This is a genomic window from Paucibacter hankyongi (genome assembly GCF_037482915.1).
Lineage (GTDB): Bacteria > Pseudomonadota > Gammaproteobacteria > Burkholderiales > Burkholderiaceae_C > Paucibacter_A > Paucibacter_A hankyongi.
In genome coordinates this window covers 1-14494 of record NZ_JBBHJX010000006.1, presented here as the reverse complement: position 1 = coordinate 14494, position 14494 = coordinate 1, and the positions used below count along the sequence as shown (strand labels likewise).

Sequence of the window (14494 nt, the reverse complement as noted above, 5' to 3'; positions counted from 1 at the left end):
CTAATAAGAGGGAGAGGGTGTCGATGCGCAGCAGGATCTCGGGTCTGCTTGTCTGGATGCTGGCCGGATTCGGCGTGGCGCCAGCGCTTGCCGCTGACAGCGCTTCTTTGCACTTTGTCACCGAGCCTTTTCCGCCTTACACCTATGAAAGCAAGGGCAGAGCCGCCGGCCCCATGGTCGACGTGCTGGAGGCGGTGTGTACGCAACTCAAACGCAGCTGCAAGATCGAGGTCTTGCCATGGCGTCGGGCGCTGAGGTTAGCCCAGAAGGGCGAGGTCGACGGCATCTTCACAATTCTGGACACCCCCGAGCGACGCAGCTTCTTCCACATCAGCGTGCCGGTGATCGATGCGCGCTACAGCCTGTTCGCGCAGGCGGGCGCGGACTTCCGCTTTGAAGGCGACCGGCAGGAGCTGAAGGGCCGAACCATTGGCGTCTACGGTCCCTCCGGCACCTCTTACGTGCTGGACCAACTGATCGACGGCGTGGCCGAGGTCCAAAAAGTGCTGGAGTACGACAACGTTACCGTGCTGCGCAAACTCGCCGCCGGCCGCTATGGCCCGCAAGGGCTGATTCTGATCAACGAAGCGGTCGGCCTGCATCTGATTCACGCCGAGAAACTGCCCGGCCTGCAAGCAGCCGGCACCGTCAAGCAGTTCAGTTACGCCTTCGGTCTGAACCGCACCCGTGTTTCGGCCGAGGATGCGCGAGCGTTCGACGCTGCCCTGTCCAGCTTGTGCAGCAGCGGCCGCACCGCGGCGCTGCTGAAGCCCTATGCCCTGCCGGCCGCGGCCTGCAAGCACTCCTGAAGATCCGCTCGCCATGGCGCTCTAGCCCGCATGAAAAAGGCCACCCGAGGGTGGCCTTTCGTTTTTACCTGAGTGCCCTTAGACATCAAGTGGGTACATCAGGTGACGGCATCAAGGATACAAACCACGCTCTTCGCGAGCTTCCAGCACGCGGGTGCAAGCCACCACGAAAGCGGCCGTGCGCAGGCTGATGCGGTGCTGCTCCGACACATCCCAGATGTGCTTGAAGGCGCCGGTGATGATCTTGTCCAGGCGGACATTGATCTCGTCCTCGGTCCAGAAGAAGCTGCTGAAGTCTTGCACCCACTCGAAGTAGGACACGGTCACGCCGCCCGAGTTGGCGATCACGTCCGGCACCACCACGATGCCGCGATCGGCCAGCACGGCGTCGCCGTCGGGCGTGGTCGGGCCGTTGGCGCCTTCCAGCACCAGGCGGGTCTGCAGGCCTTCGGCGCGCTCTTTGCTGATCTGGCCTTCCAGCGCAGCCGGGATCAAGACATCGCTCTTGACCTTCCAGAAGTCTTCATTGGCGATCTTGTCGCCGCCAGAGAAGCCACCCACGCCGCCGGTCTTGGCTACATGGTCGAGCAGGTTTTGCATATCAAAACCGCGCTCGTTCAGGATGGTGCCGGTGTGGTCTTGCACGCAGACGATGCGCGCGCCGCTGGCCGCGAACAGCTTGGCGGCGATGGAGCCGACGTTACCGAAACCCTGCACGGCAATGCGGGCGCCTTCCATCTCGATGCCCAGACGGCGCATCGCTTCGCGACCGATCACGAACACCCCACGGCCGGTGGCTTGCACACGGCCCAGCGAACCGCCCAAAGCGATGGGCTTGCCGGTGACGACGCCGGTGGCGGTGGCGCCGACGTTCATCGAGTAGGTGTCCATCATCCAGGCCATGATCTGGCCATTGGTGTTGACGTCAGGCGCCGGAATGTCCTGCTGCGGGCCGATGATGATGCCGATTTCGCTGGTGTACCGGCGTGTAACTTTTTCCAGTTCTTTTTGCGAAAGCTGCTTGGGATCGAGGCGGATGCCGCCCTTGGCGCCGCCGTAAGGCAGGTTGACGGCCGCGTTCTTGATCGTCATCCAGGCCGACAGGGCCATCACTTCTTCCAGCGTCACATCGGGGTGGTAGCGCACGCCGCCCTTGCCCGGCCCACGGGTCAGGCTGTGCTGGACGCGATAGCCTTCATAGTGAGCGATGGTGCCGTTGTCGAGCTCGATCGGCACATCGACGATCAGCGCGCGCTTGGGGCGGCGCAGCGTTTCGACCCAGCGCGCCAGATGACCCAGGTAAGGTTCAACGGCGTCGATCTGGGACAGGTAGGTTCCCCAGGGACTGTTGCGCGTGGGCGAAACAAAGGACAGGTTGGACATTTGGTAATGCTCCGTAACTTTTGGTGGCCCGAACGGTATCGCGACTTCGATACCGCTCGCCCCCAAAAGCCAAGCCTTGTCTACATGCCGCTATGCGGCTTGCGCATAACCCTGCAAAGCAGCCCTGTCGGGCCCTTTCCAGCCCTATCCGGCCCTGTCCTGCGTGACTCAGTTCCAGTCGTAGGTGAGCTTCAGCATCAGGCCGGCATCGCCCAACATATTCACTTGTGCCGCCATCTTGTTGTCAAAGGTCCAGCCCAGGCCCACCAGCAAACCGGGCGAGAAGCCGCGGTAGTTGAAGGGGACCTTGTCCTTGAACTCACCTCGGTAGCCATAAAGAACCCCGGCCGACCACTGCGCATACAGACGCGGATAGGACTCCATCAGCCCGGTGTAGCGCTTGCCCACATAGACAAAGCCGCTCTCCTGGCCAAAGGAATTGCTGAAGAAGGACGCGCCCGCCAGCCAGTCGTTGTGCTGCTGACGCTCCACGCCCACGGCCCAAACATAGCGATGCTCGGGGCTGGGGTGAAAATGCAAGGTGTAGGGCGAGACCGCAATGCGCCAATGGCCATGGTTGTCATCCAGGGCTTCGGTCATTTCCGAGGCTGAGGCCCGGCCTGGGCACGCGGCCAGCGCCAGCCCCATGAACAAGAAAGAGCTCAGCATGCCAGTTCGGATTTTTCGCATGGACAAAGGTCGGGGTAGAAATTTCATGGCGCGAATTCTCGCCGATACGCATGACGGCCTTGTTGGGCACCCCGCCAAGTACCGCCGGATGGCACCGACGGTAGCGCTGACCGTGGCCCTGACGCTGGCCATGAGCGGCTGTGCCTGGTTGGGCGCGAAGGAGCGCGAGTTGGTGCTGCGGCCCTCACCCGGCCGCCCGGCCGCCTATGCCGACGACACGGCCGGCCTGCACCCCGGCGACCAGCGCTATCTGATCCCGGTCACCGCCACGGGCGATGCAGCCAGCCCAGGCAGCGGCGCCGGGCAACTGGCCCTGTGGTGGCTGCCGCACCCGGACCCGGCCGCGCCAACCCTGCTCTATCTGCACGGCACCTTGCGCAATCTGTACGAGAACCTGCCCAAGATTGAGGCGGTGCGCGCCGCCGGCTTTGCGGTGCTGGCGGTGGACTACCGCGGCTGGGGCGACAGCACGGCCATCATCCCCTCCGAGGCCAGCATCAACGCCGACGTGGCCCAGGCCTGGGCCGAGTTGGTGAAGCGCCAGCCCGACCCCAGCAAGCGCGTCATCTTTGGCCACTCGATGGGCGGGGCGGCCGCCGTCAGCCTGGCCAGTGGCCTGCACCGAAGCCTCGACTATGGCGGTCTGGTGCTGGAGTCCACCTTCACCCGCATGCCCGATGTGGCGGCCTCGGCCGGCACGCTGGGTCGCATTGGTGCGGCCATCACCTCGCTGAAATTCGAGTCGATCGACCGTATCGCCCGCGTCGACGCGCCGCTGCTGATCATGCATGGCCAGGCGGACAAGCTGGTGCCGGTTGAACTGGGCCGCCGCCTGCGCGATGCGGCCCGGCCCGACGTCTGCTGGGTCGAGGTGCCTGGGGGCACGCACAGCGGCCTGCACACCGAGGCCAAGGCGAGCTACACCGAGGCGCTGCGGGGCTTGATCGGCGTGCTGCCGCCGCGCCTGTCGGGCCCGGAAGGCCGCCCCTGGGCGACCGGGGTCTGCACGACGATCAGCGCCGCCCCGGCAGCGGCTCAGCGGTGAATGCCGTAAAGTCCTGACCCATCTCCACCTCACCGGGCGCCCCATATGCGGGCGCAGCACCTCATGCTGATCATCAACAAACTGCTGCCCCAGGGCGCCGGCCTGGCCCCGGTGCTGCTGAAGCGCGCCGGCGTTCTGTCCCTGCCCTTTGCGGCCCGCCAGCATCACGAAGCCAACCTCAGCGACGGCGAGGGCCATGAACTGGGCCTGCGCCTGCCCGCCGGAACCACGCTGCGTGGCGGCGATGTGCTGGTGGCCGAGGACGGCTCGCTGATGCGCGTCGAGGCCGTGGCCGAACCGCTACTGCTGGTGCGCTGCTCGGCCCAGCAAGGCTTGGGCGAACTGCTGCGCCTGGCCCACCAACTGGGCGAGATGCATGTGCATATGGAAGCGCATGCGGACCATCTGCGCGTCCCCGGTGACGCCCAACTGGCGCAGTGGCTGGAGCGCCAAGACTTTGCCCTGGCGCCGCTGGAAGCCCCTTTCGACCCGCCGGCACTGCTGAGCCAGTTGCCCGAGGTGCTGGCGCATCAGCAAGAGCATGTGCACGGCCCCGGCTGCGGCCATGACCATTCACATGATCACTCGCACGGTCATTCCCATGGCCACGCCCATGACCATGGGCACGACCACAGCGGCCATGTGCATGGCCCCGGCTGCAAGCACGACCATTGAGGCTTGAACGCTAAAAAGCCGCCGCGGCGCTGAATGCACCGCGGCGGCTTTGCTGTTTTTGGGCTCGGGCGTGGGGCCTCAGAACTTGTATTCGAAGCCGACGTTCGGCATCAGGCCCAGTTCCGACACCACCTTGCGCTTGCTGTAGTCGGCCGAGTACTCATAGCCGCCGACGTTCTCGCGGCCATAGGCATTGTTCAGCTCAAAGTAGTAGCTGGCACGCTTGGAGTATTGCCAATCGGCGCGCAGGTCGAGGCGGTGATAGGCCGGCAGGCGCTCCGAGTTCAGCTCGCCATAGACCGGCCGCAGGCGGCCGCTGGCATCGCGAGTGGCGCCCAGCACCGGCGTGGTCAAGTTACCGCTGTGATAACTCCACTTGGCGCCATAGCTCCACTTGTCGGAGTATTTGTAGCTGCCGACCAGATTGATGACCACCGGTTGGTCGTACTCGAACTTGAACTCCTTGCCGGTCTGCTCGTTCTTGCGTCGCGTCTCGGCCAGGCTGACCGACAACCAGCCCGAGATCTTGTCCGTCAAGTCCTTCTTGACAAACAACTCCAGCCCCTTAGCCGTGCCGCTGCCGCCGTTGACGTAATTCAACGCCGGGTCGCCGATCACAAAGTTCTCAAATTGCTTCTGATAGACCTCGGCCTTCAGCGACCAGCCGTCCGCCAGCCGCTGCGTCACACCCAGCACCGAGTGCTGCGCCTGCACATGGCCGAGTTTCGGGTTGCCGAACTCCTTCAAGACCTGGATGCCATCGGGGAACTCGTTGTGCTTACCCCAGCCGGCGTTGATGACCGTGTCCTTCAGCGCGCGCCACTCCAGACCCAGGCGGGGCTCGGTGTAGTTGCGCTTCAAATAGCCATCGCGGGTGTAATGGACGCCGACGGTGGCGGCCAGATCATTGCTCAGCTGCCAGCGGTCCTTCAGGTAAAGGTTGCCGTATTTGATCGACAGATCGTCATACAACTCCTTGCGCGGCGCGCTGCTCAGATCGCACTGCGGATCAAACTCGGTGCAGCGGGCATCGAGCAGATTCAGACCGAGCTTGAGCTGGTTGACGAAGGCTACCGCGCCCACCGTCACGTCATGGTCGTCGCCCAAACGCAGGCGCAACTGGTCGCGCAGGAAATAGCTGTCCTGCTTCAAGTCAACATTGGCGGCCACACCGGCCTGTGATTGATTCTTGTAGTCCATATGGCCCACAGCCAGCTTGTTGCTGATCCGCGGATTGAGCACCGAATCCCAGACCACCGCCTGGGTGTTGCTGGACAAATTAGCGCGCGAGGTGCCGGCCAGCGCTGGCTCATGCACGGCCACATCGCTGTCGGCCGGACGGAACAACTTGAGCTTGTCGGCCGCGCCGGTCGCGTGGAAGGTCAGCTCATTGCTGGCGTCGAGCTTCCACAGATACTTGGCCTGATAGTCGCCGAAGGTGGGCATGCTGTAGACCACGCCGCTGTCTTTATCGGTTTGGTCCTTGCGCACAATCAGATCGATATAGCTGCGCTTGGCGGCAAAGTAAAAACTCTGGTTCTGCGCCACCGGCCCTTCAACCAACACATTGGCCCCGAGCAAGCCCACATTGAGTTGGCCACCGAGGCGGTCATTGCGCGGCTTGCGCAACGTGATGTCGACCACGCCGCCATGCACATCATCAAATTCCGGGCCGAAGGCGCCGGTGTAGAGGTCAAACTGCTTGACCAGATCGCTGTGCACGGTGCTGACGTAGCCACCCAGGTGATAGACATAGCCGACCGGCAGGAAGTCGATGTAGTAGCTGTTGTCCTCGGGGCGCGAGCCACGGATCGCCGGCGCGGCATTGCTGTCGCTGGTCGACACCACGCCAGGCAGGCTTTGCAGCGCGCGGATCGGATCACCGCCGGTGCCGGGCACGCGGCTCAATTCCTCGCCACTGAGAACGAACTTGCTGGCCGGCTGGCGATTCGAGTTGACCTGCACCGGCGCCAGCTTCTGCGCCGCACCCTCGCTGGCTGGCACCGCGGCACTGGCCGCAGGCGCAGCCGCCTCGGCGGCCGGCTTGTCTTGCGCCAGACTCAGCGAAGACAGGCTCATGCCCCAGATCGCTGCCAAGGCGAGCAATAGGGGCCGAGGACGCATGCCCTTCAGGGTCAGGTCTTGCCTGCCAGCGGCTTGAAATCTTTCCAGCCGCGGGGCGCGGTGCGTTGTACTGCTATTCATCAAATCCCTCTTTTGTTGTCGAAGCCGATCGGGCGAGCCCATTCGGCGCAATCGGAGCGCAGTCTCGCAGCCAGCATGGGCCGCCATGGGCGCGACCGACGGAGTCGCAAAATCTGCACCCCAGAGTTGCACCGCACGCCCCCAAAATCAAAAGTCAGGCGTGCCAAAAGTCAGGTTCTTTTAGGCTCTTTCGGGCTATGTCAGACTCCTCGAGAGCCTCGCTGCCTTCGTCAAGCTGGGCGGCGACAAAAAAACAGGCCGGGGCAAACGAGCATGCAGAGGCCACACAGCTTCGATACAGTCGCTCGGCGTTCATTCAATCGCAGCCCCTTTGGAAAAGGACATTCCCATGCGCACATCGACCTTGAAATGGGCCGCCGCCGGCCTGGCCTTGACCTCACTCAGCGGCCTGCTTGTGGCGCAGGCGCCGGGCTTGACGCGCACCATCGTCACCAAAGCGGATGTGTCGGTGCCCAATCGGGAGGCCGTGGTGGCCCGCGTTGAAGTAGCGCCCGGCGGCTCGGCGCCCTGGCACACCCATCCCGGCGATGAAATCAGTTATGTGACGGAGGGCCGCGCCACCTTGCTGCTGGCGGGGCAAGCGCCGCGGACGATCTCGACCGGCGAGGCCTTCGTCATTCCCGCAGGCGTGGTGCACAGCGCCAAAAACGAAGGGACGGTGCCCGCCAAGCTGGTCGGCGTCTACGTCGTCGAGAAGGGCCAGCCCCTCGCATCGCCGGCCTCGGCGCCGGCGCCTTGAGCTGAGCTGAGCTGTCGCATCCAGTTCTTCCGGCCGCCTAATCCGCCATACACACTCATCATGCACACTCGCCTCAGCAAGCGCCTCGCCTGGGTGTACGCCCTCTTGTTACTGACGACAAGCCTCTACGGGCTGCACTCCAGCGGGGCCCAGCACGTCCCGGTCGACCCGATTCAAGCTTCGATAGAGAAGGCGAGAGCGCTGGTCCAGGGTCATGAGAACGCGAGCAAGCCGGATGCGCTGCAAGAGTTCCTGGACCAGAAGGCTGCGCGCGAGGACATCCAGGCACTCAACCGTGATGGACGGTTTCAAATCTTCACCTGGGGGCCGGATGAGCCGGCTCCGCTTGCACTGAAGGAGCAGTCCACCCAGCTCGGCGCGAATGCGGTCACCGTGATGGCGACGGCCGGGACGCGCTGGCATTGGACACTGGCCGCCACCGGCATCCCGCCTTCGCTGAGTAGCCAGGTGCAAGGGCGGGTGGAGGCCTTGATCGCCGCGCATCCGCTGTGGCTGGCTTTCATCGGCGTGCAATTGCTGGCACTCATTGGCCTGGGCACGCTCGGCACGGCTGACCAAGCATCCGACTCGAAGGCACAGCGTCCAAGTCCAGCAGAAGGCAAGGCAGGGGCCGCCCAAGGCGTCAGCGCCGCGCATTTGCAGCCGCAGCTAGAAGCGCTGCAGCTTGAAAATACCGCCTTGCGGACCGCCGTCCGGGTCTATGCCGATCAGTTGCAGGAGACCACGGCCAGCGTGCAACAACGGCGTCTTGGCCAACAGCACAGCACGGGCGGCAGTGCCCGCAGCTGAGCCGCCCGCCGCGCATATTGGGCCGCTGTTCGGCCCTTGTTCAGCTCAGCGCAGCGCCGCCACCCAGCGCTCCCAGCGCGGCTGCCAATGGTCGGTGATGTCGGCCGAGACCAGGATGTGATGGGCGCGACCGGCCAGCAAGCGGCGTGGCACCGGGCCAATGAAGCGCGAGTCTTCGCTGTTGTCACGGTTGTCGCCCAGCATGAAGTAATGGCCCTCGGGCACGCGCACCGGGCCGAAGTGTCGCTCGCCGGCGTCCTGCTCCATCGCTTGGGGCGCTGACGACAGATCGCCAAAGCCACGCATCACTTGCACGCGGCGGCTGTGGCCGGCCACGGTTTCTGTCGCTCGCTTGGCCGCGACCACAAAGCCGGCGCCGACGGTTTCGGTGCTGGCGGCAAAGTCGCTGTAGGCCGCCGCTTCACCGTTGATGAACAAGGCATTGCCGCGCAACTCGACCTCATCGCCGGGCAGGCCGACCAGGCGCTTGATCAAACGCGTCCCATTCTTGGGCGAGGCAAACACCACCACATCGCCGCGCTGCGGCTCGCCCAGCGGCGCCAGGCTGATATCGCTGAGCGGCAGCTTGGCGTCATAGGCCAGGCGGTTCACCAGCACCACATCGCCTTCCAAGATGCTGGGCCGCATCGAGCCGGTGGGCACCGGGTTCCAATCGGCCACGGCGGTTCGGAACACCCCGAAGCACAGTACGAAAAGAATCAGCCCACGGTTCTCGCGCAGCCATGCGCCGCCCCAGGTCTTGAGGGCCGAAGTTTGAGACTTTCCATTCGTCATGATGCATTCACTCCCGCTGCTGGGTCTGTGGCCGGCACAAGAGGTGCCGGCTTCAGAGTGAAGTCTGGCCAAGGCTTGGTGCTCAAGCCAGGGCCTTGCGGTGAATGGCGGGTCGGCTGAGATGAATGGCGGCTTGGGTGACACCAAGCCGGGGTCGCAGAAGACTGGACAGCGTCAAACAGGGTTTTGATGAAACCAAGCCGCCACCTGCTGGCGCTCGGCCGGTGTGTAGTGCAGGCCCAGCTTGGAGCGGCGCCACAAAACGTCATCGGCGCTGCAGGCCCATTCTTCACGCTGCAGATAGCGCAGCTCCATGGCGTAAAGACCCGGCGCGACTTCCTGGCCCAAGTCACTCAGGCGGCTGGCTGCGCCCAACACACGGTCCACCCGCGCACCATAGGCCCGCGACAAGCGGCGCGCCAGCGGCGCCGGCAAATAGGCATAACGCGCTTGTACAGCGGCCACCAATCGCTCGAAGTCCCCGGCCGGGTCAGCCGCTGCGCCGGGCTTGGGCGCGCCTATCCAGGCTTGCAAATCACCGCCAGGCAGCGGCGTGCACTCGGTCCAAGGCTTGCGCGCGTCGCCCAGCATCTGGCCCACCAAGTCTGCCGCGTCTTCCGCCAACTTGCGGAAGGTGGTGATCTTGCCGCCCCAGACGCTCAGCAGCGGCGCACCGTCGGTATGAGTTTCCAGCAGATAGTCGCGCGTCACGGCCGAGGGGTCGCCGGAGGCATCGTCGAGCAGCGGCCGCACGCCGGCATAGCTCCACACCACCTCGCTGGGCAGCACCGGCTTGACGAAGTAACGGCTGGCCTGCTCGCACAGATAAGCAATCTCTTGCTCATCGATGCTGGCCTTGGCAAAGCCGGCCAGCGCATCGGGCGGCAACTCCACATCGGTGGTGCCGATCAGGGTGTAGTGGCCCTCGTAGGGAATGGCGAAGATGATGCGCTTGTCGGGGTTTTGGAAGATGTAGGCATGGTCATGCGTGAAGCAGCGCTTGACGATGATGTGGCTGCCCTTGACCAGGCGCAGACTCTTGGTCGCCAAGGCCTCACCCCGCGCCGGCTGGGCCACCTGGCGCAAAAAGGACTCGGCCCAAGGGCCGGCCGCATTGACCAGGGCGCGGGCGCGCACCTGGCGCTCGCCTTGCGGCGTTTGGATGCGGGCGGTCCAGCCCTCGGCGTCGCGCTGCACCTGAGTGACCGGGCTGCGGGTCAGCAACTCGGCCCCCTTGGCTTTGGCATCGAGGGCGTTCAAGAGCACCAGGCGGGCGTCGTCCACCCAGCCATCGGAATAGACAAAACCGCGCCGGTACTGGGTCTTCAGCGGCTCGCCCAACACGGAAGCGCGCAGGTTCACGCCCTTGGAACCAGGCAAGACCTCGCGGCGCGCCAGATGGTCGTAAAGAAACAGGCCCATGCGGATCAACCAGCTGGGCCGCATGGCCTCGTCATGCGGCATCACAAAGCGCAGCGGCCACATGATGTGGGGGGCGCTCTTGAGCAGCACCTCGCGCTCTTGCAGCGCCTTGCGCACCAGCGAAAACTCGTAGTACTCCAGATAGCGCAAGCCGCCGTGAATCAGCTTGGTGCTGCTGGAAGAGGTGTGGGCGGCGAAGTCCGAGGCCTCGGCCAGCAGCACCTGCCAGCCGCGCCCTGCCAAATCGCGTGCAATGCCCGCGCCATTGATCCCACCACCCACCACCAGTACGTCAAAATGATCCATCACGCTACTCTAAGGCAAGACCGATGCGCTATTTGTTGGCACTCGACCAAGGCACCTCCAGTTCACGGGCCATCGTCTTTGATGCGAAGGGCCAAATCGTGGCCATGGCGCAGCGCGAGTTCAAGCAGATCTATCCGCAGCCCGGCTGGGTCGAACACGACGCGATGGAGATCTGGGCCAGCCAGCTGGACACCGCCCGCGAAGCGCTGCGCAAGGCCGGCCTGAAGGCCGCCGACATCCGCGCCCTGGGCATCACCAATCAGCGCGAAACCACAGTGCTATGGAACCGCAAGACCGGCCTGCCGCTGCACCATGCCATCGTCTGGCAAGACCGGCGCGCCGAGCCCACTTGCGCGGCGCTGCGAGAGCAGGGTCTGGGGCCCTTGGTGCAGCAGAAAACTGGCCTGGTGATCGACGCCTATTTTTCCGGCAGCAAGCTGAAATGGCTGCTCGACCAGGTGCCCAACGCGCGTGCGCAGGCCGCACGCGGAGAGCTGGCTTTTGGCACCATAGACACCTGGCTGGTCTGGCAACTCACCAACGGCGCGGTGCACGCCACCGATGTCAGCAATGCCTCGCGCACCCTGCTCTTCAATGTGCACAGCAATAGCTGGGACGATGACTTGCTGGCCGCGCTGGACATTCCGCGCTCGGTGCTGCCCGAGGTCTACCCCTCGGCGCACCGCTTTGGTCGGGTTACGGCCGAGCACCTGGGCGGCGAGATCCTGATTGGCGGCATCGCCGGCGATCAACAAGCCGCGCTGTTTGGCCAAGCCTGCTTCAAGCCGGGCATGGCCAAGAACACCTATGGCACCGGCTGCTTCATGCTGATGCACACCGGCTCGCAGTTCCAGCGTTCGGCCAATGGCTTGATCACCACCAGCGCCGCGCAAGCCACGGCCACGCCGGAGTTTGCACTGGAGGGCAGCGTCTTCATCGGCGGCGCGGTGGTGCAGTGGTTGCGTGATGGCCTGCAAGCCATCAAGGGCAGCGCCGAGGTTCAAGCCTTGGCCGAAAGCGTGCCGGATGCCGGCGGCGTGATGTTCGTGCCCGCCTTCACCGGCCTGGGCGCGCCCTATTGGAATGCCGATGCGCGCGGTGCCATTGTCGGCCTCACGCGCGGTTCCAGCGTGGCGCATATTGCACGAGCAGCGCTGGAGAGCATCGCTTTTCAAAGCGCCGCGCTGCTGCAAGCCATGAGCCGCGATGCCGTGGCCGCCGGCGGCGCGCCGGTGAGTGAGCTGCGCGTGGACGGCGGCGCCTGTGTCAACAACCTCTTGATGCAGTTCCAGGCCGATCTGCTGGGCATCCCGGTGCTGCGCCCCAAGGTGATCGAGACCACGGCCTTGGGTGCCGCCTATCTGGCCGGCCTGTCCAGCGGCCTTTACAGCGACGTGAACGAACTGGCCGGGCATTGGCAGGCCGAGCGGGTGTTCCGCCCAACCTTGCCGCGTGAACGCGCTTTGGCGCTGATGAGTCAGTGGGAACACGCGGTTCGGCAAGCGTGCGCGGTTTGACGGCCCTGAGCTCAGCCTGATGAACATCAGGTTCTGGCACGGGCTCGAATGCGGCTGAGGCTGACCGGCGTGATGCCCAGGTAGCGCGCCAGGTCCTTCAGCGGGATGCGCTCGGCCAGCGAGGCGTCTTCCCGTAGAAATTCGGCGTAACGCTGTGGCGGCGTCAGGGTCAGCAAGACGCGCTCGCGTTCTTCCTTCAGCACCGCCAATCTTTGCATGGCCCGGTACAAGGCCCATAACCAGGCTGGGTGACGCGCGGCCAGCGCTTCCAGCTGCCTAAAGTCGATGCGCTCGACCACGCTGGCTTCCAGCGCCGTGACCGCAAAACTGCTGCGCCCGCCAGGCTCCAAGGCACTCAAGCTGCCCAGAAACATACCCGTCTGGCTGAAGGACTTGATCCATTCCTCGCCATCGGCCAGCAGGTAGTGCAGCTTCAGCAGGCCACGCTCCACCACATAAACATAAGGCTGGGCCACCTCGGCCTCAAACAGCGTTTCGCCCGGTGCCAGGCGGATGCGGCTGAGGCTGAGCGCTTCCGCCTCGGGCAAAGGTTCCGACGAAGAGCCTTGGGCCAAAGCTTGCAGCAAGCGCAATGCGGCGGAAGTGCTTGGCTCGTTCGACTTATCTTTTGTAAACGACATGCGGCCCGGTGGTTTCTACAGTGAGGCCATGCATTCAAACACAGCAAGAGCAAGTCAAACCACCGAGGGCCGGCTTTGGTTGGTGACCGGTGCCAGCTCCGGCATCGGCCGCGCCATCGCCCTGCAACTGGCGGCCGCCGGCCAGCAGGTCATCGCCTGGGGGCGCAATGCCGATCGTTTGGCGGAACTGCAAGCCCAGCACGCAGGCATTGTGGGCATCCAGATCGTCGATCTGGCCGACACCGAGCGACTGGCCGAGCAAGCCTTGTCCTGCGTCCAACGGTGGCCGCAGTTGTCTGGCCTGATCCATTGCGCCGGTATCCAACACGATGTGCTGATGTCCGACAGCGGCTACAACGCAGCCGCTATCGGCGAAGAACTGCGGGTCAATCTGGCCGCGCCGATAGAGCTGAGCCGCGCGCTACTGCCGGATCTGCTCGCCCAGCCCAGTGCTAGGGTGGTGCTCGTTAGCAGTGCCTTGGCGTTCGCACCGAAACGCCGCGCCGCCACCTACAACGCCAGCAAGGCAGGCCTGCATGCCTTTGCACAAAGCCTGCGTGCGCAATTGCGAGACAGCGGGGTGTGGGTGCTGGAACTGATCCCACCGCTGGTCGACACGCCCATGACGACCGGGCGCGGCCGCCGCAAGCTAAACCCGGATGCCGTGGCCCAAGCGCTGCTGAGTCAGCTTCTTTCACGCTCGCGCTTGCCTGAACGGATTTGGGTCGGCCCAGCGCGCGCCCTGCCTTGGCTTTTGCGTCTGGCCCCACACAGCATCCAAAGTTTTTTCTTACGCTAGGAGACCTCTGATGAATCACTGCTTTTTGCTGGTGGACGCCCTGCCAGCCTGGCTGCGCCTGACCCGCTCGGAACGTGCACGCATTTTCGAAACCGAGGTCTTGGCCTTGCTGCCCCAGCACCCCGGCCTGCGCCTGCGCCACTTCGATGCCGAAGCCTATTCCGCCGTCTGCAGCGATGTCTTGATGCTGGAAGTGCCTGATGCCAAGCGCTTGCACTTTTTCATTGAGGCGCTGCGCGACACCTCCATTTACACCGAGCCCTACTTCAAAGTGCGGCACATCGTGCCAGCCTGGGAGGATGGCTACCGGGCCTATGAAGCCGAACAGCTCAAAGCCGGATAGTCCGAACATGGGGCGGCAAGGCGATGCGCTCGAACCTCACACTGGCGTTTTGTTTTTGACGCATGAAGGCAACCAGCGGCACTTTGCGGTCTTGTGCGTATAGGCGGGTGCCGCGCGCCGCCGGGGGGTGTGATTCCGCTCCTGTCCCCCGCCGTCGCCTTGCAGGCGCCGGCTCCGCCTTTACCTCGCGGAACCACACCCCCCGACGCCACTCGGCAGTTCCACCGACGTGCGTCCGCATCGAAGTCGCAGGGCCGCACTAGATCGGGACGCTTGGGGGCTTTGCGACGCGAG

The 14494-nt window shown here is 64.4% G+C and carries 14 protein-coding genes; 8 read left to right on the top strand and 6 right to left on the bottom strand.

Annotated elements, in window-relative coordinates; translation table 11 throughout:
* Positions 1-23: 23 nt before the first annotated feature.
* Positions 24-809: a substrate-binding periplasmic protein gene (locus WG899_RS10935; protein WP_339595678.1), complete on the top strand. Its 786-nt coding sequence runs from the start codon at positions 24-26 to the stop codon at positions 807-809.
* A gap of 111 nt (positions 810-920) precedes the next feature.
* On the opposite strand, the gene WG899_RS10930 is transcribed toward WG899_RS10935, so the two are convergent.
* Together WG899_RS10930 and WG899_RS10925 are read right to left on the bottom strand one after the other, a co-directional pair.
* The gene (locus WG899_RS10930) at positions 921-2192 is read right to left on the bottom strand and encodes a Glu/Leu/Phe/Val family dehydrogenase (protein ID WP_339595677.1); all 1272 of its coding nucleotides are present in this window, start codon (positions 2190-2192) and stop codon (positions 921-923) included.
* A 168-nt stretch (positions 2193-2360) separates the two neighbouring features.
* Complete coding sequence (locus WG899_RS10925) at positions 2361-2861, bottom strand: ABC transporter ATP-binding protein (RefSeq protein ID WP_339595676.1); 501 nt, start codon at positions 2859-2861, stop codon at positions 2361-2363.
* 46 nt (positions 2862-2907) lie between these two features.
* Between WG899_RS10925 and WG899_RS10920 the strand changes: the two genes are divergently transcribed.
* Together WG899_RS10920 and WG899_RS10915 are read left to right on the top strand one after the other, a co-directional pair.
* Entirely contained in the window at positions 2908-3927 is a 1020-nt protein-coding gene (locus tag WG899_RS10920; protein WP_339595675.1) for an alpha/beta hydrolase, read from the top strand.
* Between the two features lie 63 nt (positions 3928-3990).
* Positions 3991-4602 (top strand): urease accessory protein UreE, encoded by a 612-nt coding sequence (locus WG899_RS10915; RefSeq protein WP_339595674.1) that lies wholly within the window; start codon positions 3991-3993, stop codon positions 4600-4602.
* 78 nt (positions 4603-4680) lie between these two features.
* Here WG899_RS10915 and WG899_RS10910 read toward each other — a convergent pair whose 3' ends face one another.
* Positions 4681-6807 (bottom strand): TonB-dependent receptor plug domain-containing protein, encoded by a 2127-nt coding sequence (locus WG899_RS10910; protein ID WP_339595673.1) that lies wholly within the window; start codon positions 6805-6807, stop codon positions 4681-4683.
* A gap of 349 nt (positions 6808-7156) precedes the next feature.
* On the opposite strand from WG899_RS10910, the gene WG899_RS10905 reads away from it, so the two are divergent.
* Together WG899_RS10905 and WG899_RS10900 are read left to right on the top strand one after the other, a co-directional pair.
* On the top strand, positions 7157-7567 hold the full coding sequence (locus WG899_RS10905) for a cupin domain-containing protein (protein WP_339595672.1): 411 nt from the start codon (positions 7157-7159) through the stop codon (positions 7565-7567).
* 60 nt (positions 7568-7627) lie between these two features.
* On the top strand, positions 7628-8377 hold the full coding sequence (locus tag WG899_RS10900; protein WP_339595671.1) for a hypothetical protein: 750 nt from the start codon (positions 7628-7630) through the stop codon (positions 8375-8377).
* Positions 8378-8422: 45 nt separating this feature from the next.
* Here the strand turns inward: WG899_RS10900 and lepB are convergent, their stop codons facing one another.
* Together lepB and glpD are read right to left on the bottom strand one after the other, a co-directional pair.
* On the bottom strand, positions 8423-9172 hold the full coding sequence (lepB, locus tag WG899_RS10895) for a signal peptidase I (protein ID WP_339595670.1): 750 nt from the start codon (positions 9170-9172) through the stop codon (positions 8423-8425).
* A 174-nt stretch (positions 9173-9346) separates the two neighbouring features.
* Positions 9347-10900, bottom strand: coding sequence for a glycerol-3-phosphate dehydrogenase (gene glpD / locus WG899_RS10890; protein ID WP_339595669.1), 1554 nt, complete (start codon positions 10898-10900; stop codon positions 9347-9349).
* Positions 10901-10923: 23 nt separating this feature from the next.
* Here glpD and glpK point away from each other — a divergent pair, with 23 nt between their 5' ends.
* Positions 10924-12417 carry a glycerol kinase GlpK gene (glpK, locus tag WG899_RS10885; RefSeq protein WP_339595668.1) on the top strand — a complete coding sequence of 498 codons (1494 nt, stop codon included), beginning with the start codon at positions 10924-10926 and terminating at the stop codon, positions 12415-12417.
* Positions 12418-12443: 26 nt separating this feature from the next.
* Here glpK and WG899_RS10880 read toward each other — a convergent pair whose 3' ends face one another.
* A complete protein-coding gene (locus WG899_RS10880) occupies positions 12444-13058 on the bottom strand; it encodes a Crp/Fnr family transcriptional regulator (RefSeq protein ID WP_339595667.1) in 615 nt (204 codons plus the stop codon).
* A gap of 28 nt (positions 13059-13086) precedes the next feature.
* Between WG899_RS10880 and WG899_RS10875 the strand changes: the two genes are divergently transcribed.
* Together WG899_RS10875 and WG899_RS10870 are read left to right on the top strand one after the other, a co-directional pair.
* Complete coding sequence (locus tag WG899_RS10875) at positions 13087-13857, top strand: SDR family oxidoreductase (protein WP_339595666.1); 771 nt, start codon at positions 13087-13089, stop codon at positions 13855-13857.
* Positions 13858-13867: 10 nt separating this feature from the next.
* Complete coding sequence (locus tag WG899_RS10870; protein ID WP_339595665.1) at positions 13868-14200, top strand: darcynin family protein; 333 nt, start codon at positions 13868-13870, stop codon at positions 14198-14200.
* Positions 14201-14494: the final 294 nt, after the last annotated feature.